Origin of the sequence: Pseudobutyrivibrio sp. 49, from assembly GCF_900100545.1 — a bacterium.
GTDB lineage: Bacteria > Bacillota > Clostridia > Lachnospirales > Lachnospiraceae > Pseudobutyrivibrio.
Genome location: NZ_FNDP01000021.1, coordinates 19,150 through 40,871, shown reverse-complemented (window position 1 = coordinate 40,871; position 21,722 = coordinate 19,150). Strand labels below are relative to the sequence as shown.

Genomic DNA, 21,722 nt, shown 5'->3' with positions numbered 1-21,722 from the left:
CTAAAATAACCATGCTGATAAATAATCAACATGGTTATTTTTATATCCTTGTTAGAACGAACCCGTACTCCTTTCTTCCGGAATACCATACTTTTCGTTCTTCTCCTCGGTTACAATGATGTCTTTAACTTTAATCTCTGGTTTAATTATCTTGTGTCTATACAAGGCACTACTATATCTATCTCCGATAGTTTCTACACTAACAGGCCAATTTCCACCTTCATTAAACTTTGGTATTTCAAGAACAAGCTCAGTTTCTCCCTTTTCTTCTGCTTCCTTAAATTGATCAATAACATCATTCATTAAAGCTTCACTCTTGTCATAGGTGATATTTGAATAGTTGTAGGAATTAAGTATTCTGCCTGGGAAGATAAAAAATAGTACCAACGTTCCTAACAATATCAATGGTGCGCGTTTGTATTTTGAATTAGTTTTTATAAGCTCATTTAAACATGCAATCATACCCATAAATAAATAGAAAAGACTGCAAATCGATACCTCTGTTCTAAGCATATACGATGGTTCTGACGATGCACTTAACATTATGAGATACAGTATTCCAAAACCAATAATAACTGCAAATTTTAGTGCTGTGTCATTAAGCTTTTTCCCATGTAATTTGAACCATGAAATAAATACTACCAAATCCAAAATAGTAACAAACACATTCTTAGCTACAATGCTGGCTACGGCATATGCTGTAACTATTGGAATATTTAAAATAAAGTTCTTATGGATATTGTCAGCTCTGCCTCCGGTAGTCTCTAAAATATTTGCTCCGAACCAACAGATAATAATAATCAAATTCAACCAATTAGCAGTACAGTATTTCTTTAAATCAAATTCCTTTGCTTTTATGTCATTAATAAGATTTAATAACAGTTCAACACCCACATAAGTTGCAAGGACTACCGATGAAAACAGGTTGGAATTAATGCAAAAGTAAGTCCAAAAAGCAACAATCAATTTATGAGGCAAATTACTTTCATTAAACCATTTTTTAATACCGCCATATGACATAAAATGCATAACCAAAATTGCATTTATTATCATAGATAAAACATAGTAATAAAAGCATGTTAGATTAATTGCACCTATCATGAAATAATTATCACTGCCTTTGTAAATATGCGAAATAAAATGAAGCAAAATGAACAGACAGCCATAAGCTATACTTGTCTTTGCTGTTGCAAATTTACGCTTGTAGAACAACACCGCAAACTGGACAAAATAAATTGTAAATACCATGCTTGCAAACAAGCCGTGAGCAAGTGTTAATGAGCGGCAATAATTGTTTATTATGGGATTGATTACCAATGCGCCAAAATAAGATACAGCTGGCATTGCAGTTTCAGGAAAAACTCTTGTAGGATTCCAAACATGAATCATTGGAATGGGTTTGCGAAGCTGAGCTATATATAGCCAGTCATCAGCATCATAAACCTCCAATGGATTTAGAACAGTAAAAAATAAGAACATTATCGTAAATACGAAAAGTCCAAAGATAATAAAATAAGAAATATCACTTTTTTTCTTCATAATACTCATACTCCCTTAAATAATCCGATTTTTATTATACACTATACCCACGTAATGTAAACTAAAAGAGCCATGCTATTTGCAGCATGACCCTCCTAGCAATATTTTAATAATAAGGGAATAATTTTAAAATCAATTGCTTCCTGTATTCCAACTGCGAAGCAACTCAATCAACTGATCTCCTGCATCTGGGATGTCCTCACAATAAATGCTTGCCCCTGGAACTACCTTTGCATTAGGGCAGAGCTCTTCAATCTCAGATATCGTATTTCCGTATCCACTGCTTCCATGAGTTATGATTAGATAGATTGTCTTTCCATCGAAATCATTATTCTCAAGAAATGTGGCAACAGGCATTGGAATCGAACCCCACCACAGTGGGTAGATAAGAATAATTGAATCATATTCTGAAACATCAATTGGCTCCACACCAGGTCTGGCTTGGGCTTTAAGCTCATCACCAGCCACCACAATCGTGTCACTGTAAGATGATGGATACTTTTCTCCAGTGAGAGTGATTGCTTCTGATTCGAATCCTGTGATGTCACAAACCATCTTCGCCAATAGCTGGTTGTTACCCATCATTTCTCCATCTGACATAAGGAGAGATGCACCAGAAACAGCATCAACATCTGGCTCAAAATTACTATTTCCCATTCTTGTAAAATATACTACCAGCGGCTTGTTTCCTTGCCATTCTATAGTTGCTTCTGGCTGCTTATCTGCATAGGAAATCTCCACGCTTCTCTTTTGACGATTTAAAAATGGTACTCCAAAGATACCAAGCGCGAAAGCAATTACACTTGCAATAACGATTCCCACAACAGCAAGTTTCTTTCTCTTAGCGTGCCAGAATCCGTGCATTCCACCGTGGATTACACCAAGCGTAAGTACAGCTGTAGCAAGATAACGGTGCAAATCTGCGCTGCCCATGAAATGGAACCAGGTAAACAAAAATCTTGATACCCCCATACTGCTGAGCATCAGAATTATGATTGTCAAAACCAGCAGTATAGTAATGATATCAAAAAATCTCCGAGAGGCAGGTTTTTCCTTAATCAGGATTGTCTTGGCCCACCAATTCTTAATGCAAAGATGAATAATGAGACATACAAAAAATCCTATTCCAAGCAGCTCGTGTAAATTGTTTCCAATAAACACGTACATCATCTGAACCAGCAGAATCACATACATAATAATGTCTACAACCACGCCTACCTTCTTTTTCATACACTCCTCCATTTCGTGCTAAAACTCTTATCCTATTTCTTGAAGATACTCAACAATTGGTTCTATAAGCTATCGTTTTCATTACATTTTTTATAGGTGTATAAAGAACCACCATAAATGTAAAATTACCTGCACAGTGAACCATATCCCACATTATTCCTGATACCCACCAGGAAAAGGCGGTATTAAATCCTGCAACTACTCCACCAGAACTTAATCCGATGAAAAAATATGTAATTGAACAAAGCATTCCAAAGCAGAGACCAAATATCCCTGATACAATTCCCCAGAATAATGCGGAATCTTCCTTCCTAAAAATCCATGTTATGAATACAAGCAATGGCCAGATATAAAGATACATTATCCACCATGTATTCATTCCATAGACGACACCTTCCACCAAGATAAACGCTGGAACAACTGCCGCCACTTTTCTTCCAAAATAAAGAGTGAACATAATCAGCCAAAATGTGGTCAGCTCGATGTTTGGTAAAAAACTAAGAGCCACTTTACATACTTCAATTACAGCAATCATCATCCCCGCCAAAGCAATATCTTTAGTGGTAAAACAGATTTTATTATTCATATTATTCTGCAGATTCATATTTCCAAGTATAGGTATCTCCATCACCTACTGGCTGCTCAGTTACACCATACTGTCCATACTCTCCATTTACATATAATGCCCAATAAGCATTGTCCTCAGCATAGATAGCCTGCTCTCCGTTGATTACTTCTACCATGAGACCATAATCACCTTCCTGGCCACTAAATGAGAAAGAGCTGTCACTAGCGGCTAACTCATCCATAGCATCCTTCAAATACTCAGCATCTGTGTTAACATCGTACTCTGAACTAGTGCCATTAGAATCTACTACTTCAATTACTATGGCCTTTTCGCCAACTGTGCCCTTAGCAGCAAACTTGTTGTAGCATAATAAAAAGCCACCAATGAGCGCTGCTAAAATAACCAAACCTACTACTATTTTCTTTGTACTTTTCTTTTCCATTTCAATATTCTCCTTTTCTTATTACACTTACTTTCATTTATATTCCATCGTAAATATTAAATTTTTTTTCTGCTAATTTATTCTTCTTATATTTTTCTTGAATTTCTCCTCAGGTAAGAAGCTCTTATATAATCTTTCATACAGATTCCAAGCCTCATCTTTATCCTTAAATTGAGTCTTTCCTGCTTCTAATATTATGTAGTTAACACCAAAACAATTTACACGAAGACCTGTGTCTCTACAGCTATTGCGTAGATAGAAGTTTAGACGCCTGGTTTGAAGCTTCTTTTGCTCTTCATCATCTGTATAGTCTGGATCTTCTACTTCTCCAAAAATTCTATCTGCTGTTTCAAGATAGTCATCTATAATACCTAGCAGATTCGCTCCTATACCCTTATTTCTAAATTCTGGAAAGATAGCTATATAATCTATTAGATAGCTGTTATCAAGCTTTACCATAAAGGTATAGCCAACCATTTCCTCTTTTTCATAAAGCACCAGGCAGTCATAAAAACCTTCATCTACTGATTTAAGAATCATATTCAATGGCTTCAATTCATCCTTGGGAAAATCTATTACCATATGCTCATTGTAGAGCTTCGTTATTTCGTTCTCATTTAATTGTTTTAAGTTCATATATCTGCTCTATTATCTCCAGTATTTCGTAACACTATATTAGAATATCTTTACCATAATAATTTCATCTCTATAGGTTCCATCCTTAAGCTTAAATGCTCTTGGATTTTTACCATATTCTTCAAATCCAAATTTTGAATATAAGTGTCTTGCTCTATCATTATCGCTGAAGACTCCTAATTCCACTTGTTCAAATCCATTTTCTTTTGCCTGATTCAATGCAGTCTGCATCATAAAGCTACCAAGTCCTAAGCCTGTATACTGCTGCCTAATTGACATTCCCAAGTATCCTCGATGAAGAAATTTAATGTGAGGTCTTACTACTCTCACTGCTAGATCTCCTACCATTTCATCACCGATATAGGCATTCACCATAAAGTCTTTTTCATCTTTTGATATACCCTCTAAAATGTCTTTCGTTCTTTCAAGATTGAAAGGTCCATCCTCTGGATATCTAGCCATGAAGTGTGTTTCTGCCGTGGTTGCCTCCCTATGCTTTACAACTTTTTGCGCATCCTCAGCAATAGCACTCTTTATCGTAACTTCCTGCCCATCTGGTAAAACATATTTCTGCTGTTTAATTATCATTCAATGTTGTCCTCACAAATATATTAAGTTCTTATATTACTATCCCATTACAATGGTCAATCTGGTGTTGGATAGATTCAGCAGTAAGCCCAGTATACTTGGCATGCTGTGGTTCAAAGTTTTGATTAAGGAAATCGACTTCAATCTCTTCATATCTGGTGCAAGGTCTTACTCCATCTAAGGAAAGACATCCTTCCTCAGTCCTATACTCGCCCTTCTTTTTGGTAATCTTTGGATTAATCATTACAAACTGAAAAGGACCAGCCGCAACAGCAATAATAGTCTTCCTTTCTCCAATCATGTTGGCACACATGCCAACACAGTGATCTATGTTTGCTCTAAGTGTATCCAGCAAATCCTGAGCTATCTGTGCATCCTTCTCTGTGGCGGGCTCACACTTCTGCGCCAAAAACATTTGATTTCTAATTATCTCTCGTACCATAATTTCTCTCCATCATTATAATAGCCTCTTCTACAGATACACACTGTGCAAATCTCTCAGGCCACATCATTTCGTTATAATACCTGTATGTTGTCTCACCGTTCATGTAATCATTATCAAAAGTAGAATTTGTTCCCTTTGGAATAATTACCTTGAAGCCTCTTTCAAAGGCAGATTTTACTGTTGCATCAATACAAAAATTAGTTTGTAATCCAACAATCATTAGGCGCTTATCTTCTTGTTCTTGTAAGTGTTGAGACAACTTCTCATTTCCAAAAGCGCTATTGATAGTCTTAACATAAACCTTTTCATGCTCGCTTGGAGCAACCTGATCTGCTATCTCATAGTCCTCATCTCCTACCGAAAAACCTGTTCCAGGACCATCATCATGCTGAACATAAATAATCTCAACATTCTTTGTTCTTGCAGCATCAATGACCTTCTTTGTCTCTCGTATGAAACTATCAAAATTATATAATCTGTTATCTGTAATTCCTTTTTGTATATCAATAACTAATAGAACCATTTATTCTCCCTAAATCCTCTTCCAAACACTCTTACTTATTTCATAGACTCCATCATGATAAGCACCTTCTCCTTCAAAGAAGGTTTCAAATCCGCATTTTTCCAGGACTCTTCCTGATGCTTTGTTTTCCAATAAACGAATTCCATAAACTTCATCTACGCCAACTTTCTTTGCTATAATCGGAAGAAATGCTTTTACTGCTTCCGTTGCATAGCCTTTGCATGTATGCTGTTTTGCAATATGGTACCCAATCTCCCATTTGCCTTCTCCAATGGGAACAAGTTGAACGTACCCTATATTTACATCATCCTCTTTCAAAAGCAATGCATAAACCATCGGCCCATCAGTGGAATTATATTGAGACATTAGGAATTCCACCGTATCCCTGGCCTCTTCCAATGTTTCAAATACTTCATCAGGTACAAATCTTCTTGTATCTTCATCTAATGAATTTCTGTGGACGTCCTCCACCATATCCATTGTCATCTCAACTATTAATAATCTATCTGTTTCAGCTAATATATTCAAAACGCTACACCTCACTTCAAAGCCAACACATAGACCTGGCAGGGATTCCACTCATCCCACAATAGTGGAAAAACTTCTAGTTCTTTAAAACCGCAGCTGATATAAAAATGGTTTGTCTTATCATAATCTTCATAGACTCCCATTTTTACAGTCTTAACCTGCATGAATTCATAGCCTTTAGCCTTAGCTATCTCTTTACCTCTTTCAACAAGCTGACGTCCTATGCCCTTCCTATGATACTCTTTTAAAACTCCCATCACAGCAATTTCCACAGTAGCTTTTCCTGTTTCCTTTAAGCACAAAAATCCTACGTCATTATTACCATCTCTAGCTACTAAAAATGTCCACTCTGCACTACGCGTAATGTAGTCTTCTCTACTCTCCTCAATTCCAAACCAATCGGTAAGAGCCTCCAAGATTTTCCTAGCTATGTTTTGCTTTTCTGTTGGATTAATTACTTCTATAATCATTATGTTTCCCCTACCATTCCAAAGTTAGCAATGTTTTTTTTGTAAATAAATCTCATCAAATCCCAAGTATCGCAACTAAGTAAAAAATAAAGCATCCTACACATTCATGCGATAAACATTTATTGTATTGTTGCTAAATTTTTTAAATCCTACTACAAAAATCAATTATCTCTTTTTTTCTAGGTTCTACATCCTCTTTATATTCAATCGATGTCAGGCCCATTTGAGCAACGGACTCTATATCAAGATGACCATAAAAATGTTCAATAGTACTGATGATTCTTTCGCATTCCGGCATATTAGGTCCAGTTCTCAAAGCAATCGAATATCCCTTCTTTCCAGGCTTAATTGCAGCATGGGGTTCATGTGTGTTGCACCAAGGTGTGCACCTGTCAATAAATGCTTTAAACTGGCCAGGTACATCTGCCCAGTAAGATGGTGAAACAGACACTATAATATCTGCCTCATCATATTCACGCATAATTTTCTCGATTACCGAAGAATCATCCATTACACACTTTGCAGTATTGTGACAAGAGCGACACCCTCTGCAGAAGTCAAATGAGTAATCATCTATTCTCCCTTTTCTTCCATACCAGCAGAATAATTGTAAATGATAACAACTGAGCTATTGCCACGCGAATAATCATCATTTCATCCACGCCGCTTTCTGTAATTACATGAAGCAGATTTGTAGCAATGCAATTGTTGAAGAAATGGTCAGCCATTCCTGCATAAAGACTTCCAGTCATACGATAAAGCAGTCCCCATTTGATACCCATTAGCCCAGCAAGAATAATATATCCCACGCTAAGTCCAATAAATGCTCCAATGTTAATATCACCATCAATCAAATTATGGAGTGGTGTCACAATATGCCATACTCCAAATAAGAATGCCTGAAACAGTAATGCAAACTTAACAGAATGATCAATACCGTAAATACGATAAAAAAGTCCTCTAAATGTGCCTTCCTCCATAACTACGTTTATGATATTGAAGAACACACACATCAGGATAAATCCAATTCCAGTATGAACATCAGCTTCCCCCGTCAGAGAAAATCCTGTAGTGAAAATTCCAAATCCGATATCGTACCCCTGGCTTTTGAGAATAATGATTTCTGCACCATATGAAATAATAAACGAGCAAATGGCAATCAGTAATCCTATGCCGATGTGTTTTATAAATCCAGTTTTGGCAAACCCTATATCAGACAATTTCCAGTTAAGGCTTCGCACCACTCGGAAAACTACGAGAATTCCAAATACCTTATTGATGAAATTCTCTCCAAAAATAGTTTCATCCATCCTAAGGACGATAGCTTCAAATCCATGTACTAATATCAGAATTGCAAATATTATCCAGCAAGATAATAATGTGTTTTCTCTTATTTGCTTGTTCATGTATTTAAGTCTCCTTGTTGCAATCATTTTCTCCCATACAAATGCATTAACATGCTACAAAGCATAGGCCACAATCCCCACCACTGCTGACATCCATATCAGCATTATAGGATTAATAGCTTTTTTCATAATTATCCTTGAACCAAAATATATAAACGCAATACCACAGGTTAATCCAATAGTAAGTATATCTGTCTTACCATCAAATAATAGTCCGCAGTTCTTTAAAATCATAAGTGCACCTGTCACTAAAATAATTCCAATAATGCAAGGCTTCAAACCACTTAAAGCAGCTTTAACATACTGATTTTGAAGGAACCTATTCATTATTACCATAATAATCAGAATGATAAAAAATGCAGGTAAAACAACTGCTGTGGTTGCTATAGCGGCTCCCAGCAATCCTCCTTTTTCGCTACCCACATAAGTAGCCATATTTACCATAATCGGCCCAGGAGTACTTTCACTTATGGCAATCATGTAGGTTAACATTTCATCATCGAGCCAACCATTTGCCATAACAACATCTCTGATAAGAGGTATGACCGCATACGCTCCTCCAAATGAGAACAACCCAACTTCTAGGAAGCCTATAAAAAGATCCAAATAAATCATTCCTTCATATGCTCCATTCTCAAATTATTATTGATGGAAAAAACTACTATTCCGATAACTGCAGATGCAAGCATTAGCACCATTGATGAAATGTTTAGCGCAAAGACATTTATTAGAATCATTGATACAACAGCAAAACAAACCATTATTACTTGCATTGGCTTTTTCTTCATCTTTTTTAACATCTTGATTGCAGCATCAACAATAAGGATACCAACTGCTATCTTGATTCCTTTAAATGCATTAGCCACCCAGGTTATCTCTAAAAAATGATTTAGGAATTTTGATATCAAATAGATTATTACGAATGAAGGTAAAACCATACCAAGTGTAGCTGCAATTGCTCCCGGAAATTCACCTTTCTTATATCCTACATAAGTTGCACAGTTAATTGCTATCGGTCCTGGTGTGGACTCAGCTATAACTGTAACCGTCATCATCTCGTCGTGTGTTATCCATTTTTTGTTTTCTACGCATGTATTCTCTATAAGAGAAATCATTGCGTAACCTCCACCAAAGGTAAACATACCTATCTTGGCAAAAGTAAAAAATAAATCTATTAATATAGGCAAAACTATTCCTCCATTTTGCATTTCGTTCATTCAGGATTGAACGGTCCACTCGGTCCACTCTATATGATTCTTAACCAGCGTCCTGATTCGTTCCTCAAAACGTACCTTCGGATACTGTGACCCCAAATCAGTTCTCTTTATAAATTCAATATATTCCTCAGCAGAAATGCGCTCTTCTGTAATTGTAAACTTAACTTTTGGCATTGATATTCTCCCTTAAAAATTAGATTTACGGAATATTTAACATCTCATGTCATTTTTGCCGTAGTCAATTTTGGTATATTGAACCTCTTTACGGAACAACTAGCTTAAAACAATTGTTTTTCCGTAGTAATTTTGAATCAAATCACTTACATCCTTGCAACATGCAAAAAATCCTACGGAAAACAAGGACATAAACTCTTAATCTTCCGTAAAAGCAATGTTAACTACAAAAATGACTACGGTAAAAAAGGCTATAAAACGTGTATATTCCGTAAATTATCGTTTCATGAAAAATTCTTGCGAACCATAGCTGAGTAGTTGTCATATTGTCTAAATCCATATTTCTCATAGAATGGAATTGTTTTAGGATTAGATGGAATGATTTTCACATACAAGAGATTCTCATAAAAGCTCATAATCTGTTTCATTAGATTATCTCCAATGTGATAGCCCTGATATGCTGGGTCTACCAAAAGATAGTGGAGAAATGCCACAGTCTCTCCATCATCTAATGCACGAACCAACCCAATTAACTTATCTCCATCCCATGCAGATATAACTCTAGAAGAATTGAGCATTGCTCTAACTAGTTTTTCTGGGTATTTTCCTGATTCCCAATTAACTGAAAGAAATAATCTCTGCAATTGGTCAACTGTAAATTCTTTAGTCTGCTTATACTCAATCATTTTCAATCACCTGTTTATAATCCCTTTTAATATATCTTCTCTATTTCTTCAGTTATGTCATATGTTTCTTTGAATACTGCCAAATCATCAGCATTCTTTATAAGCATCACTTCTTCAAATGCACCAGTGTTAATGTCTTTGAAGCCTGCCACCTGTTCTCCATTACAGATAGAAGCTTTTATTACAGGTTTCTTGGATGATTTGTCATAGGTTTTCTTCTCAATCTTTTTCTTGAAAAGCATAAGCCATCTCCTCGCGAAATAATACTGATACATGTGTAATCTTGTTTTCGGGATCTGAGTATTCCTTCTCAAAATGCATACCTATTGATTCCGCTGTCTTATATGAACCAACATTTGTGTATTTGCAATATGAATAGAGTGCTGGGTAATTCGTGTTGTCAAACGCCCAGTCCCTGACAGCTGCTGCCGCTTCCTTTGCATAGCCTTTGCGCTGATGATCTGCACGAATGTGATAACCAATCTCAGGTAACATCTCCCCATCAATATTCTGAAGTGTCAATCCGCAATCTCCAATCATCTCTCCGGTATCTTTCAAGCATACAGCCCACAGTCCAAAACCATCCTTATGATAGCGATTCATATTTCTTTCAATCCAATCTCTGACTCTTTTCTCGTCAAAAGTATATGGATAATGCTGCATGATGTCTCTATCAGCGAGAACTTTGTATAATGCATCAAAGTCATCCATATTCATTTCACGAAGAAAAAGTCTTTCTGTTTCCAAAATAATTGTCTGTTCCATTTATGTCTCTCCTATTGTTTTGTCAAAACCATACATTCTTCTGAATCTGTAAATCCTATTCTTTTATAGAGTGGTCTTCCCAATGTGGTTGCATCAAGACTGATTTCTGTGGCGCCTTTTTCCCAAGTTTTCTCAATTAACAACTCAACCATCTTTTGAGCTATCCCCTGTCGGCGATATTCTTCTCTTGTGTAGACATTCATAAGATGGGCTCTTTTGCCTGTTGGGTGATTAAATGTAGGCATTATCCTGATAAAACTCATAGATGCACATCCAATAACTTCACCTCCATCACTGGCAAGAACCGTCATCTGATCTCCATTCAAAAAGTAATCGCGACTCTCATTTTTCAGTTCATCTGAATACACATAATCTTCTAGCAGATTATTCACGACCTTAAGCATTTCAAGGCGAATACTCATCAAACTATCTATATCATCTTTTGTAGCAATTCTTATATCAACCATTTTCGTCTGCTCCCAAAGTTAATTAATCTCACCTGTATAGCTGATTTGCGCTAAACAAATCACAATATTTAATCTGTGAATCATAGAAACTATGATTTTCATCAATAGGCCACTGTGCTTTCACTTCATCGTTTATTGTTTCATCTTCCTGTATTGATTCAGGATACGTGTAAGCATAAAAAAATGCTCTTTGCTCCCAGACTTCATTTATCGAAGACGGATACTTAAATTCCTTGTCATCACTCTTAAACAAGCTTGAAATATGAGGGAGCTTCTCCTTTACCATCCCTTCAGCCAGCAGTCGATTCACCTGTGGATACAAATGTCCAAATCCACATATGACCAGGACTTTTTTATTATCATAGAGTTTAAGTTTCTCAATTATTTTTTGATGAATATGATCATCCCTATCATCCGTGGTGGTATTTCGTTTGTAATTATCGTTATCTACTTTCCAGTAATCTATCATTTCCACAGGAATATCATTATCCTGGCAATAGCAATATGTGATACACATATCAACAGGCCCATCCACGACCCCATACTGTTCGTAGTTTTCTTCTCTTGCCTCGATAAAAATAACATCAGGATCTATGTTTTCTATTGCATTTAGCATTTCTTCAAAAGAATAATTTGATATGGTGTCAAAGTGATTGGTGTGGAATGTACCCATTAGATATACTTCCTGACCATCTGCACTTTGCATTCTCTTAACTGTAAAGTTTTTAATGTTTATATAAATAACAGTGACCAGAACAAGCACTCCTCCAAGCACTGCAGCAATACATATAAGCACTTTTTTCAGTTTAAAATGTTTATTCATCTTTCTGCTCCGCAGCTATCGTGTGTACTATCTCCGAGAATTCTTCTGAACGTGATTCCAAAAGACCGTGAGTTGCATTTTTCATCACAAACATTTCTTTATATGGAGCGTTCACATTATCAAAGTATTCGCAGGCAAGCTGGTAGTTGGTCTGATAATCCATATCTCCATTTATATTGTAGTAGGCTACTTTGTATTCGTATTTACGAAGTAGAGATAGCTTTGACATTTCATCATTAGCCCAAAAAGCCAAATACGGTTCGAACTCCTTACTACCATTTGTCAGATATCTAACATAATCCTTTATCGAATAGTTTGGATTGAAAATCACTGTGGTATAGAGATTATAGTCAGAACCATCTTTCATCATGCCATAGCCATATCTTTCCAAAGTAGCGTTTCTTGCCTGTAAAGCCTCTAAGGAATCTTCTTTGTCAGGAGACCATTTTGCAAGTATTGCCTTCCCTTCTTCGTCGCCCTCGCTCCATTCTTGTGCCGCATCGTAAAGCCTTTGCTCATTCTCTTTAGGATCGATAAATTGTCCTGTGCCAATAAATGCTTCATAGTATTCAGGATACTCCAGAGCTAAGTTGGCACCATACAAGGAACCCCACGAATGTCCTAGAAGAGTAATCTTATCTTTACCCATATAGTCAAGTAGGAACTCAGTAATCTCCTTGCCGTCCTGCATCAAGATATCTGCTGTTATAGTTTCTGTTTTAGAAGTATTGTAGCTTTTTCCACAGCCACGCTGATCCCAAGTGACTACCGTGTAAACATCACTCCATTTTCTTGTGAACACATAATCAAAAATACTCGTTGATGAACCTGGACCGCCGTGAAGATAAAGTAAAACTGGATTATCCTTATCCTGTCCATAGATATTTATCCATTGCTTTGTTCCATTAATATCTACATACATTGATTCATTTATCCCACCCTCAGGTGTTCTGTTATTAATTATTCTGCCTATGAAATGTGCCACTAGAATAATTGCTATGAAGGAAATGATAGCAATTATTATCACTTTAAAAATCTTTTTTATTCTTCGTATCATCCGTAATTTCTACTTTCTATTATCCCCAAATAAGCCATGATATTAATGCTGCCAGAGCTGGATATAAAATGATAGAAGCATAGTCTCCCCCCTACAAATATGAATTTGCTCTATAGTTTTTCACTATACGACTATAAGTAGCTTATATTGAAAATCATGCCTTCCAAGGACGATTTCCCTCTGTCCATCCTTTATGCTTCCAATACTCCATGTCCTTAGGATTGTATCCATTCTTTTGTATAAATCGACATAGCATAAACCAAGCCTTTAATTTTATTCCTGGCTTCACGTTCCCATTATTGCTTTTTATATCAGCCGCAAGTCTATCCATGTCCTTGTGTATCTTAGCCATTTTCTTTTCAGAAACGTCCTCCCAGCTTGTAGCTGCCACAGCCATTCCATATTTATAAATCTTTGCAATTCCCCAATTAAATAGGCTGTCTGCCATATCCTTGTTGGTAGACTTCATGCCTGCCCCTGCTGCAGTACTTATGCAAACACCTTGCTTTTTAAACATCTTTTCCTCTGGCCTGTGCACCATCCAGCGATAGCCAAGATGATCCAAGAACGCTTTCATGGAACCGGTTGAATGCATAACATAAACAGGACTTGTAAGTATTACTACGTCAGCCTCATCAAGAGCATCTACAATAGGCTTCAGCTTTTCATAATGTAGGCAAGTATCTTCGCCCTTTGTAAAACAGCTTGTACACCCCAGGCAAAACTCTCCAAAATCTTTTGGAAGAAAAAACTCCTTTGTTTCGCCACCAATTTTATCAGCCAACTCCTTACCAATATGATAAGTCGACCCCTGATGATTCTGCCCATTAATTATTAATGTTTTCATAACTTTACCTCCACTCCTAAATTACGCTGAATTATATCTGATTACAAGGTTTAAATCAACAAACCCTATAACATGGTAATCATCTAAATATCTAAAAGATTAATGCTCTACTCCATCCACCTATAGCGCTATTTCCTTTGTGGCAAGCTTTTCTCTAAATCTCACATCATGCTCCACCAAAAGCATGGTAGGCTGATACTCCTCAATCAGCTTTTCTATCTGCATCCGTGAAAACACATCGATGTAATTTAGTGGCTCATCCCAGATATACAAATGGGCTGAAGTAAGCAGACTTCTAGCTATGAGGACCTTCTTCTTTTGCCCCTCAGAATAGTCCTCTATATTCTTTTCAAACTGAACTCTGCTCATATCCAACTGGCTCAGTATCGAAAGAAACAGGCTATAGTCTAATCCATTTTTTAGCGCATAGTCTTTCAAGCTGCCTTTAAGCCAGGAGGTATCCTGATTAATATAAGAGATGACAAGATTTGGTGCCACATTCAGCGTTCCTTCGATGTCAAGATTTGATACATCGCCAGCACTGGCTTTTGCCAAAATCGCCTTTATTAATGTGGATTTTCCACAACCGTTCTCGCCACTTAAAAATACTCTCTCTCCTTGAAGCAAATCAAAGGATAAATCCTTAATGACAGGCTCTGTGCCATCCTGATATTTCAAAGTCAAATCCTTGCAATCAACCAACACCTTCTTATAGTGCTCCATTGGCATAACTTTCAGGTCGATTGGTTCCTCCAAATCCTGAAGTAAGCCCTCTTTCTCAGCTATTTCACGGTCCATACGCTTTTCGAAAGACTTCACTCTCGCCTGCATTTTCTTGGTCTTAGCGCCAATGTAGGATCTGGTTGCTATGCTTCTGTCATTTTCCTTAATTGGGTCAAAACCAATCTTTCTTGCCTCACCTTTCTCCGCCCATCTGGAAGATCTGTCCGCTGTAGCCTTTAGCTTTCCAATTTCTTTTAAATGCTTATCATTCTCATGCTTTGAAAATGCATCTGCTTTTGCTTTATTTTCCCACCAACTTGAAAAGTTTCCTGACTGAACCTCTATTGTTGCTCTGTTTAAAACCAGCACATGGTCAATACATGCATCTAGCAAATCTCTGTCATGAGAAACAAGGATAAATCCCTTCTTTGATGCCAGGTAATTCTTTATGATTTCACGAGCCTCCATATCCAAATGATTTGTTGGCTCATCAATCAACAGGAAGTCATTCTCTCCAGAAAACAATACAGCAAGCATAACCTTGGTACGCTCCCCGAAACTCAAGGTCTTAAAGGGTCTGTAAAGCAGTTCTGCATCTATTGATAGCTGAGGCAGTTCACACATAACTCTCCAGCTTTCCACAGATGGCTTCCATTTTTCCATAAGCTCATCTGCCGTCTTTTCCATATCCGTCCCACTGACCTTATATGGGAAATAATCGAAAACGACATTTGTAGAAATGCTTCCCTCGTAGTCATATCTTCCCAAAAGCAAATTCAAAAATGTTGTCTTTCCTTTACCATTTCTACCGATGAATCCAAGCTTCCAATTGGTATCTATAGAAAAGGAAACATTCTCAAAAATATCGTCAAAGCTTCCCTCATATGCAAAAGTAAGATTTGTAACATTAATTTGTGCCATAAAACCTCCAATACCCAATAAAAAAAGTCTGTATTTGCATACGCAAAACAGACTCGCTAAAAAATCCTATATAATCACCTACTGGTGCAGACAAGGATGAATAAAGCGATAATCTAATTTAAGCGTACACAAACCAGCCTGTTTCTCAGGCCATAAAAACCTATGTGATTACTTAAATTAAACTATCTTGTTCTCATTTCCTCACCCACACACATATACAGTGTGTTCTTTCCTAATATTTTCTTCAGTATAATACGCTCTAAATAGTAATGCAACAGTTTTTTATTAAAGTCCTTTATAATGCTTCGCCAGATAAAATGAAAATAGCAAAAGACCTATGGTTTCCATGCCGTGATAAATTACCGAAGTCCAGACGATACTGATAATTTTGATTTCCATATCAAAGGTTATCATCTGAAAAATACAAAAAGCTAATATAAAAACTGCGGTTATAATCACAGACAAAATCTTTAAAAATCTATCTTTCAAAAATACTGCCGATACAAATATTCCAATAATTAATGCGGAAAACATTCCAATATATTTAAAGCCATGAGTGGAATTATAAATAGCTGAAAAATCCACCGCATGCTCGAAAGTATCCATTGGGATAAGTCGATATAAATCACTTACAAAACGCTTGTATTGATAACTTGATACTATAGACATCACCTGTATAAAAATCATTATGGACGCCCAAATCTCAAGAAGGGAATAAATATCAGATGCCTTAAGGGTAGAGATTCCATCAGGAATATACTGCTTTTGCAATAATCCCATTTTTTCAACATCGTCTTCCATAACTATACTCATGATGTTTTTCATTTGCTTTAAACTATGTCCAAAAATAATAGCAATCAGCAGAATAACTATTATCTGAATAGATATATTAAAAACAAAAATGGTGCTATTGAGCATATCTGGCTCACTTAGATTTGAACTGAAAAAGAATCTGGACATGGCATTAAGACATTGCGAAAGCAATCCTATACATGCAGATAAACATATTGATTTAGAAAGATAATGTTTACGTGTGTTTAGATACATTTTGTTTCCCTAAGTATTTATAACTCTCCCATAGTTACCTGATTTTTTCCATTTTGCTTTGAAGTATATAGATTTTCGTCTGCGCGTCTTAGCACATCCTCATCACCATAACGGAAACACTGAACATCCGATTTTATCTCAGTTTGGAGAAGCTGCCCTAAGCGTTGTAATACTCTATCACCTTCTATATGCCCATAGGTATCGTTAACATGTTTGAAATCATCAATATCCATCATGATAACGCCATATCGGACATTGCTTTTCTTACATCTAAATAATTGTCTTGTAAATACTTTTCTATTCAACAGAAGTGTCAAACCATCATATCTACTATTTAATAACATAACGAAGCATTATCTCACGATAAACGTCCATGTAGAACATATCATGACCTTCCCATTTATCCAACTTTTCCCTACACTCATCAAATCTGCCGGTTTCTACATACACTCTGGCAAGCCAGGCATCATTAATAGCCCTATAGGTTTCCTCGTATATATTTGTATGGGACTGATCCAGATAAATATTAACCGTGTAATCCTTATCGTCACTCTGTTCCAAATAAAAAAGAGCATAGCCCAAGTATCTATAATAAGACATGGGCTCGCCCTTTTGCATATATATTAGACTGGCTCTTTCGTAGAGTCTTCCTAAATCTCCATTATAAAAATGTCCTGAATCAATCCAGTCCAGAATTTGCGATAATTCATCATCCATTGTATCCCACGAAAATACCAAATCATTATTAATTAATTCGGTTACTTTTTCATGGTTAGACTTCTTTTCGAAGTAAATGTCAACATGGTAAAGAGACTGCACAAAGCACAATGCAGCTATTGCAAGAATAACACCTATAATTACTTTACGATTAAAGGATTTATTCATAGCTCCAAACCATCCTACCAACACTTATTCCGTAGATATTTTATCGAATTCATATGTAAAATCTGTGTTGAAATTCTAGTTAATTTGAAACTGTAGACGAAGCCGCCTCGGAATTCTTTCTATCCACCATCATGTGTTGTAACGCAATGAGAATAGCCACTATAGTCTTCTCATGCTCAGGCTTATAGATGTCGATGCAATATTTATCATGGATAGATATCATCTTCTGAGATATGACTGCTAATATCTCATCATTAGCATCAAATAATTCAAAATTTAATCCAACAAAATTGCCCTTAAGCTGCCAACCTAAACCTTCGATATTTGTAACATCCTTGATTATATGGAAAATCTCATTGGATAGCTGGAACTCTGTACCATCAGCCATGTTAACAAAATGTCTCTCATGGAAAGAAAAAATCTGCTTTTCAATGTGAGCCACCTGATGGTCATTAGCATCAAAAATATCTGTCTTATCTTTTATAGTAGGAAACTTAGTGCGTGCCACATAAACTACATTCTCATTATCATCTGTTATTGTAATTTCATGACGAAGTGTAATCACCTTAGTACTTGTAAACAATGAGCGTACTGGTGCACCAAATCTCTCTACATTACTATCATTCGCAGACTCTCCTGCTTCCCTGTACTTTGAAAATAATCCCATCTCACTTACCTCCTGTAATTTATATGGATTTTACCTTAATTCTCCATATATTACAATTTTTGTGGCATAGAAATTTCTTTTCAATATTTCCCTATAATTCCTACGGCAACACATATTTGTTTATACAATTTCATAACAATGTATAGATTTTCAAACAATCACTATTTGTTGATTATTGTTGAAATATAAACAGCTGACTACTATTAAGGTAGATAGGAGAATTAATGGAGGGTAAATATATGACAAATTCTTTATCGAAATTCAATCATTCCCTTGAACGAAAAGCTTTTTCTATTGCTATCAACAAGTTTCTTAAGAACCTCGATGACGATAAAACAAATCGAACAGATTATTATCTTACACTTGTTGATTATGCTGAGAAGTTTTGGGGTAAAAATGGTGCTAAAAAAGAAAGCCTTGATAAGGTAAAAGCAGCATTCCAATCCCCTGATAATCGTTGGGTAAATTTCATTAATAAGGTAATCGACGAATCAAATCCAGAATATCTTCATAAAATGGCGTTAAATCTTGGATATGAAGCCTTTTTCAGAGGTACAAAAATGATTCGCTCAAACCGTGAAAAATACGGTTGCAATATTCCTTGGCTAATTCTTTTTGATCCCACAATGGCCTGTAATATGCATTGTGTAGGCTGCTGGTCTGGCACCTATGGTCATAAAGTAAGACTTAGCTTTGAAGAAATGGATAAAATTGTCACTCAGGGAAAAGAGCTTGGTGTTTATCTGTACATGATGACTGGGGGAGAGCCAATGTGTGCAAAGAACGATATCCTCAAGCTTTGCGAGAAACATAATGATTGTTTCTTTGCTGCTTATTCAAATTCAACTTTTATTGATGAGGAGCTCTGTAAAAAGGTCGTTGAGTTAGGAAACCTTACTTTTATGCTTTCTATCGAGGGCACACCAGAAACTAATGATAAGCGTAGAGGTGAAGGACACTATGAAGCTGTAATGAAAGCCATGGATTTACTTCAGAAATATGGCATCGTCTATGGTACATCTATCTGCTATACCAGAGATAATATTGAAGCTGTAACTAGTGATGAATTCCTTCGTTTTATAGCCTCTAAAGGCGCTCGTTTTGGCTTCTATTTCCACTATATGCCAGTAGGAAACAATGCTGTAAAAGAGCTGATGCCTACAGTAGAGCAGCGTAGAAAAATGATTGAAAGAATCCGAGATGTTCGCTCAAACAATAGTGATATCGAATTCTTCCCTATGGATTTTCAGAATGATGGTGAATTCGTAGGTGGATGTATTGCAGGTGGACGAAATTACTTCCACATCAATTCAAATGGCGACGCCGAGCCTTGCGTATTTATCCACTACTCTGATTCTAATATAAAGGATAAGTCCATCCTTGAGATATTACAGAGTCCTTTGTTTATGGCATATCATGATGGTCAACCTTTTAACAGAAACCACTTACGTCCTTGTCCAATGTTGGAAAACCCAGAGCTTCTGCGCAAAATGGTAAACGAAACAGGCGCTCACCAGACAAATTTGGAATCACCTGAATCTGTAGACCATCTTTGTGAAAAGGCTGATGATTACGCAAAAGAATGGGCTCCTGTAGCAGATGAAATATGGGCTAGCCAGACTCACAAGACTCCTGCTTATCAGAATTACTCTAAGTATCATAGAGATAATCCTGAGCTTGCAGCCTTTGATCAAAGACAACAAAGTGTTACCCACAAAACCAACACGACAAAGCATCATCATTCTCATACACATAGAACCGCATAACAAACATAAAAAAAGGTCTGGGACAAGCCCAGACCAAGAGAATATAATGAAGAAAATAGACACCTCATCCGTCAGCTTCGCTGACACCTTTCCCTCAATGGGAAGGCTTTTTATTTAGATGCTGTTTTCTTATTATTGAGAATTTCGAATACTACGGCGCCAAGAAGAACGACACCCTTAACAACCTTCTGCCAGTTAGCATCGATACCCATGAGGGACATACCAAGGTTGATAACACCGATAAGTGTAGCACCGACAATCATACCAAATACAGAACCTGATCCACCGTAAGCAGATACACCACCTACTACGCAGGCAGAAATTGCATCCATCTCGTAGTTTGTACCAGCTGTAGAGTTTGCAGCTTGGAAACGAGCCATTGTAAGGAATGCAGATACAACTGTAAGTACTGCCATGTTAAGGTATGCAATGAACATGATACGCTTTGTATCAATACCTGAAAGTCTTGTTGCTTCCTTGTTACCACCGATTGTGTAGAAGTAACGTCCAATATCTGTCTTAGAAGTGATGAAGCTGTAGATAAGAACGATTACAGCTACCCAAATAAGGGAATAAGGAACACCACCTGCAAGAGCGAACTTGTAACCAAAGAGCATGATTACAAAGCAGATAAGAACTGACTTAACAACAACCTTTACAAAGCTGTCAGCAACATATCCCTTCTTAAGTTTTGTCGCGCGTTCTCTGAAGAGAAGGAATACTACAAGTACAGATGCAATAAGAGCAATTACAATACTTGTCATGTTGTACTGAACACCACCGATTCTTGGGCCACCGAAAAGATCGTTCATCTTTCCTGAGAAGAGACCACAGAAATCTGCTGGAAGTGGGCTGATGTTTGAATTACCGTTAAGTAATGCAACACCCCATCCACGAAGTGCAAGGAAACCTGCAAGTGTAGCAATCCATGGTGGAATATTGATATACGCAATTACGTATCCAAGAACACAACCATAAATTACACCAACGAGAAGCATAACGAGAATACCAACGATTGTTGGAGCTCCCATATTTACCATAACCTTTGCGCCGATAACACCTACTAAACAAACGAATGAACCGCAGGAAAGATCGATGTTACCACCTGTTAACATACACATCAGCATACCAGTTGCAAGAACATAAACGTATGCGTTCTGTGTGATAAGTGCATTGAACTGACTTGGCATCAACATTGTGCCGTGTGTTGTAGCGTTAAAGAAGAGAACAACCAGGACCAGTACAATGAGCATAGTGTTTTCTTTAACTATCTTTAAAATTTTGTCTTTCACTTTTCGCTCC

The 21,722-nt window shown here is 36.7% G+C and carries 29 protein-coding genes; 1 reads left to right on the top strand and 28 read right to left on the bottom strand.

Annotated elements, in window-relative coordinates:
* Window positions 1–51 precede the first annotated feature (51 nt).
* From BLP54_RS13545 to BLP54_RS13420, 27 genes are all read right to left on the bottom strand, one after another.
* A complete protein-coding gene (locus BLP54_RS13545) occupies window positions 52–1,539 on the bottom strand; it encodes a hypothetical protein (RefSeq protein WP_090170546.1) in 1,488 nt (495 codons plus the stop codon).
* A 132-nt stretch (window positions 1,540–1,671) separates the two neighbouring features.
* Window positions 1,672–2,769, bottom strand: coding sequence for a flavodoxin (locus BLP54_RS13540; RefSeq protein WP_176754574.1), 1,098 nt, complete (start codon window positions 2,767–2,769; stop codon window positions 1,672–1,674).
* Between the two features lie 49 nt (window positions 2,770–2,818).
* Window positions 2,819–3,355 carry a hypothetical protein gene (locus BLP54_RS13535; protein ID WP_242870711.1) on the bottom strand — a complete coding sequence of 179 codons (537 nt, stop codon included), beginning with the start codon at window positions 3,353–3,355 and terminating at the stop codon, window positions 2,819–2,821.
* Window position 3,356: 1 nt separating this feature from the next.
* The gene (locus tag BLP54_RS13530; protein WP_090170540.1) at window positions 3,357–3,779 is read right to left on the bottom strand and encodes a DUF4430 domain-containing protein; all 423 of its coding nucleotides are present in this window, start codon (window positions 3,777–3,779) and stop codon (window positions 3,357–3,359) included.
* A 72-nt stretch (window positions 3,780–3,851) separates the two neighbouring features.
* Window positions 3,852–4,415: a GNAT family N-acetyltransferase gene (locus BLP54_RS13525; protein ID WP_090170538.1), complete on the bottom strand. Its 564-nt coding sequence runs from the start codon at window positions 4,413–4,415 to the stop codon at window positions 3,852–3,854.
* Between the two features lie 39 nt (window positions 4,416–4,454).
* Window positions 4,455–5,003 carry a GNAT family N-acetyltransferase gene (locus tag BLP54_RS13520; protein ID WP_090170536.1) on the bottom strand — a complete coding sequence of 183 codons (549 nt, stop codon included), beginning with the start codon at window positions 5,001–5,003 and terminating at the stop codon, window positions 4,455–4,457.
* 31 nt (window positions 5,004–5,034) lie between these two features.
* The gene (locus BLP54_RS13515; RefSeq protein ID WP_090170534.1) at window positions 5,035–5,445 is read right to left on the bottom strand and encodes a peptide deformylase; all 411 of its coding nucleotides are present in this window, start codon (window positions 5,443–5,445) and stop codon (window positions 5,035–5,037) included.
* The gene (locus tag BLP54_RS13510) at window positions 5,426–5,971 is read right to left on the bottom strand and encodes a cysteine hydrolase family protein (protein WP_090170532.1); all 546 of its coding nucleotides are present in this window, start codon (window positions 5,969–5,971) and stop codon (window positions 5,426–5,428) included. Before BLP54_RS13510 ends, BLP54_RS13515 begins: the two co-directional genes overlap by 20 nt.
* 9 nt (window positions 5,972–5,980) lie before the next feature.
* Window positions 5,981–6,499: a GNAT family N-acetyltransferase gene (locus BLP54_RS13505; RefSeq protein ID WP_242870710.1), complete on the bottom strand. Its 519-nt coding sequence runs from the start codon at window positions 6,497–6,499 to the stop codon at window positions 5,981–5,983.
* Between the two features lie 11 nt (window positions 6,500–6,510).
* On the bottom strand, window positions 6,511–6,969 hold the full coding sequence (locus tag BLP54_RS13500) for a GNAT family N-acetyltransferase (RefSeq protein ID WP_176754573.1): 459 nt from the start codon (window positions 6,967–6,969) through the stop codon (window positions 6,511–6,513).
* A gap of 142 nt (window positions 6,970–7,111) precedes the next feature.
* Window positions 7,112–7,546, bottom strand: a complete 435-nt coding sequence (locus BLP54_RS13495; protein ID WP_090170528.1) for a flavodoxin family protein — start codon at window positions 7,544–7,546, stop codon at window positions 7,112–7,114.
* On the bottom strand, window positions 7,539–8,375 hold the full coding sequence (locus tag BLP54_RS16310) for a CPBP family intramembrane glutamic endopeptidase (protein ID WP_176754572.1): 837 nt from the start codon (window positions 8,373–8,375) through the stop codon (window positions 7,539–7,541). The genes BLP54_RS13495 and BLP54_RS16310 overlap by 8 nt, the downstream gene beginning before the upstream one ends.
* Window positions 8,376–8,429: 54 nt before the next feature.
* Window positions 8,430–8,990, bottom strand: a complete 561-nt coding sequence (locus tag BLP54_RS13485; RefSeq protein ID WP_090170525.1) for a chromate transporter — start codon at window positions 8,988–8,990, stop codon at window positions 8,430–8,432.
* Window positions 8,987–9,562: a chromate transporter gene (locus tag BLP54_RS13480; RefSeq protein WP_090170523.1), complete on the bottom strand. Its 576-nt coding sequence runs from the start codon at window positions 9,560–9,562 to the stop codon at window positions 8,987–8,989. The genes BLP54_RS13485 and BLP54_RS13480 overlap by 4 nt, the downstream gene beginning before the upstream one ends.
* 30 nt (window positions 9,563–9,592) lie before the next feature.
* Window positions 9,593–9,766: a hypothetical protein gene (locus tag BLP54_RS15905; RefSeq protein ID WP_176754571.1), complete on the bottom strand. Its 174-nt coding sequence runs from the start codon at window positions 9,764–9,766 to the stop codon at window positions 9,593–9,595.
* A gap of 284 nt (window positions 9,767–10,050) precedes the next feature.
* Window positions 10,051–10,452 carry a GNAT family N-acetyltransferase gene (locus BLP54_RS13475; protein ID WP_090170521.1) on the bottom strand — a complete coding sequence of 134 codons (402 nt, stop codon included), beginning with the start codon at window positions 10,450–10,452 and terminating at the stop codon, window positions 10,051–10,053.
* 26 nt (window positions 10,453–10,478) lie between these two features.
* Window positions 10,479–10,694, bottom strand: coding sequence for an aspartate dehydrogenase (locus BLP54_RS13470; RefSeq protein WP_176754570.1), 216 nt, complete (start codon window positions 10,692–10,694; stop codon window positions 10,479–10,481).
* On the bottom strand, window positions 10,672–11,217 hold the full coding sequence (locus tag BLP54_RS13465; protein ID WP_242870709.1) for a GNAT family N-acetyltransferase: 546 nt from the start codon (window positions 11,215–11,217) through the stop codon (window positions 10,672–10,674). The genes BLP54_RS13470 and BLP54_RS13465 overlap by 23 nt, the downstream gene beginning before the upstream one ends.
* A gap of 11 nt (window positions 11,218–11,228) precedes the next feature.
* A complete protein-coding gene (locus BLP54_RS13460) occupies window positions 11,229–11,684 on the bottom strand; it encodes a GNAT family N-acetyltransferase (RefSeq protein WP_090170518.1) in 456 nt (151 codons plus the stop codon).
* A 28-nt stretch (window positions 11,685–11,712) separates the two neighbouring features.
* The gene (locus BLP54_RS13455; RefSeq protein ID WP_090170516.1) at window positions 11,713–12,507 is read right to left on the bottom strand and encodes a hypothetical protein; all 795 of its coding nucleotides are present in this window, start codon (window positions 12,505–12,507) and stop codon (window positions 11,713–11,715) included.
* Window positions 12,500–13,564: an alpha/beta fold hydrolase gene (locus BLP54_RS13450; RefSeq protein WP_090170514.1), complete on the bottom strand. Its 1,065-nt coding sequence runs from the start codon at window positions 13,562–13,564 to the stop codon at window positions 12,500–12,502. The genes BLP54_RS13455 and BLP54_RS13450 overlap by 8 nt, the downstream gene beginning before the upstream one ends.
* A 154-nt stretch (window positions 13,565–13,718) precedes the next feature.
* Window positions 13,719–14,411, bottom strand: coding sequence for a flavodoxin family protein (locus tag BLP54_RS13445; RefSeq protein ID WP_090170512.1), 693 nt, complete (start codon window positions 14,409–14,411; stop codon window positions 13,719–13,721).
* Between the two features lie 120 nt (window positions 14,412–14,531).
* Window positions 14,532–16,055, bottom strand: coding sequence for a ribosomal protection-like ABC-F family protein (gene abc-f / locus BLP54_RS13440; protein ID WP_090170510.1), 1,524 nt, complete (start codon window positions 16,053–16,055; stop codon window positions 14,532–14,534).
* A gap of 285 nt (window positions 16,056–16,340) precedes the next feature.
* Window positions 16,341–17,102 (bottom strand): hypothetical protein, encoded by a 762-nt coding sequence (locus BLP54_RS13435; protein ID WP_090170508.1) that lies wholly within the window; start codon window positions 17,100–17,102, stop codon window positions 16,341–16,343.
* A gap of 17 nt (window positions 17,103–17,119) precedes the next feature.
* Window positions 17,120–17,446, bottom strand: a complete 327-nt coding sequence (locus tag BLP54_RS13430) for a GGDEF domain-containing protein (RefSeq protein ID WP_090170505.1) — start codon at window positions 17,444–17,446, stop codon at window positions 17,120–17,122.
* Window positions 17,433–17,987, bottom strand: a complete 555-nt coding sequence (locus BLP54_RS13425) for a hypothetical protein (RefSeq protein ID WP_090170503.1) — start codon at window positions 17,985–17,987, stop codon at window positions 17,433–17,435. The genes BLP54_RS13430 and BLP54_RS13425 overlap by 14 nt, the downstream gene beginning before the upstream one ends.
* A 79-nt stretch (window positions 17,988–18,066) precedes the next feature.
* The gene (locus BLP54_RS13420; RefSeq protein ID WP_090170500.1) at window positions 18,067–18,654 is read right to left on the bottom strand and encodes an LURP-one-related/scramblase family protein; all 588 of its coding nucleotides are present in this window, start codon (window positions 18,652–18,654) and stop codon (window positions 18,067–18,069) included.
* A 239-nt stretch (window positions 18,655–18,893) separates the two neighbouring features.
* Between BLP54_RS13420 and BLP54_RS13415 the strand changes: the two genes are divergently transcribed.
* Complete coding sequence (locus tag BLP54_RS13415) at window positions 18,894–20,420, top strand: radical SAM protein (RefSeq protein WP_090170561.1); 1,527 nt, start codon at window positions 18,894–18,896, stop codon at window positions 20,418–20,420.
* Between the two features lie 110 nt (window positions 20,421–20,530).
* Here BLP54_RS13415 and BLP54_RS13410 read toward each other — a convergent pair whose 3' ends face one another.
* Window positions 20,531–21,712 (bottom strand): ABC transporter permease subunit, encoded by a 1,182-nt coding sequence (locus tag BLP54_RS13410; RefSeq protein WP_242870708.1) that lies wholly within the window; start codon window positions 21,710–21,712, stop codon window positions 20,531–20,533.
* Between the last annotated feature and the right edge of the window lie 10 nt (window positions 21,713–21,722).

What these genes read in the sequence shown, in the direction of transcription:
- BLP54_RS13545 (WP_090170546.1), bottom strand. Translation starts at nt 1,539, where the DNA reads ATGAAGAAAAAAAGTGATATTTCTTATTTTATTATCTTTGGACTTTTC.
- BLP54_RS13540 (WP_176754574.1), bottom strand. Translation starts at nt 2,769, where the DNA reads ATGAAAAAGAAGGTAGGCGTGGTTGTAGACATTATTATGTATGTGATT.
- BLP54_RS13535 (WP_242870711.1), bottom strand. Translation starts at nt 3,355, where the DNA reads ATGAATAATAAAATCTGTTTTACCACTAAAGATATTGCTTTGGCGGGG.
- BLP54_RS13530 (WP_090170540.1), bottom strand. Translation starts at nt 3,779, where the DNA reads ATGGAAAAGAAAAGTACAAAGAAAATAGTAGTAGGTTTGGTTATTTTA.
- BLP54_RS13525 (WP_090170538.1), bottom strand. Translation starts at nt 4,415, where the DNA reads ATGAACTTAAAACAATTAAATGAGAACGAAATAACGAAGCTCTACAAT.
- BLP54_RS13520 (WP_090170536.1), bottom strand. Translation starts at nt 5,003, where the DNA reads ATGATAATTAAACAGCAGAAATATGTTTTACCAGATGGGCAGGAAGTT.
- BLP54_RS13515 (WP_090170534.1), bottom strand. Translation starts at nt 5,445, where the DNA reads ATGGTACGAGAGATAATTAGAAATCAAATGTTTTTGGCGCAGAAGTGT.
- BLP54_RS13510 (WP_090170532.1), bottom strand. Translation starts at nt 5,971, where the DNA reads ATGGTTCTATTAGTTATTGATATACAAAAAGGAATTACAGATAACAGA.
- BLP54_RS13500 (WP_176754573.1), bottom strand. Translation starts at nt 6,969, where the DNA reads ATGATTATAGAAGTAATTAATCCAACAGAAAAGCAAAACATAGCTAGG.
- BLP54_RS16310 (WP_176754572.1), bottom strand. Translation starts at nt 8,375, where the DNA reads ATGAACAAGCAAATAAGAGAAAACACATTATTATCTTGCTGGATAATA.
- BLP54_RS13485 (WP_090170525.1), bottom strand. Translation starts at nt 8,990, where the DNA reads ATGATTTATTTGGATCTTTTTATAGGCTTCCTAGAAGTTGGGTTGTTC.
- BLP54_RS15905 (WP_176754571.1), bottom strand. Translation starts at nt 9,766, where the DNA reads ATGCCAAAAGTTAAGTTTACAATTACAGAAGAGCGCATTTCTGCTGAG.
- BLP54_RS13475 (WP_090170521.1), bottom strand. Translation starts at nt 10,452, where the DNA reads ATGATTGAGTATAAGCAGACTAAAGAATTTACAGTTGACCAATTGCAG.
- BLP54_RS13470 (WP_176754570.1), bottom strand. Translation starts at nt 10,694, where the DNA reads ATGCTTTTCAAGAAAAAGATTGAGAAGAAAACCTATGACAAATCATCC.
- BLP54_RS13465 (WP_242870709.1), bottom strand. Translation starts at nt 11,217, where the DNA reads ATGGAACAGACAATTATTTTGGAAACAGAAAGACTTTTTCTTCGTGAA.
- BLP54_RS13460 (WP_090170518.1), bottom strand. Translation starts at nt 11,684, where the DNA reads ATGGTTGATATAAGAATTGCTACAAAAGATGATATAGATAGTTTGATG.
- BLP54_RS13455 (WP_090170516.1), bottom strand. Translation starts at nt 12,507, where the DNA reads ATGAATAAACATTTTAAACTGAAAAAAGTGCTTATATGTATTGCTGCA.
- BLP54_RS13450 (WP_090170514.1), bottom strand. Translation starts at nt 13,564, where the DNA reads ATGATACGAAGAATAAAAAAGATTTTTAAAGTGATAATAATTGCTATC.
- BLP54_RS13445 (WP_090170512.1), bottom strand. Translation starts at nt 14,411, where the DNA reads ATGAAAACATTAATAATTAATGGGCAGAATCATCAGGGGTCGACTTAT.
- abc-f (WP_090170510.1), bottom strand. Translation starts at nt 16,055, where the DNA reads ATGGCACAAATTAATGTTACAAATCTTACTTTTGCATATGAGGGAAGC.
- BLP54_RS13435 (WP_090170508.1), bottom strand. Translation starts at nt 17,102, where the DNA reads ATGTATCTAAACACACGTAAACATTATCTTTCTAAATCAATATGTTTA.
- BLP54_RS13430 (WP_090170505.1), bottom strand. Translation starts at nt 17,446, where the DNA reads ATGTTATTAAATAGTAGATATGATGGTTTGACACTTCTGTTGAATAGA.
- BLP54_RS13425 (WP_090170503.1), bottom strand. Translation starts at nt 17,987, where the DNA reads ATGAATAAATCCTTTAATCGTAAAGTAATTATAGGTGTTATTCTTGCA.
- BLP54_RS13420 (WP_090170500.1), bottom strand. Translation starts at nt 18,654, where the DNA reads ATGGGATTATTTTCAAAGTACAGGGAAGCAGGAGAGTCTGCGAATGAT.
- BLP54_RS13415 (WP_090170561.1), top strand. Translation starts at nt 18,894, where the DNA reads ATGACAAATTCTTTATCGAAATTCAATCATTCCCTTGAACGAAAAGCT.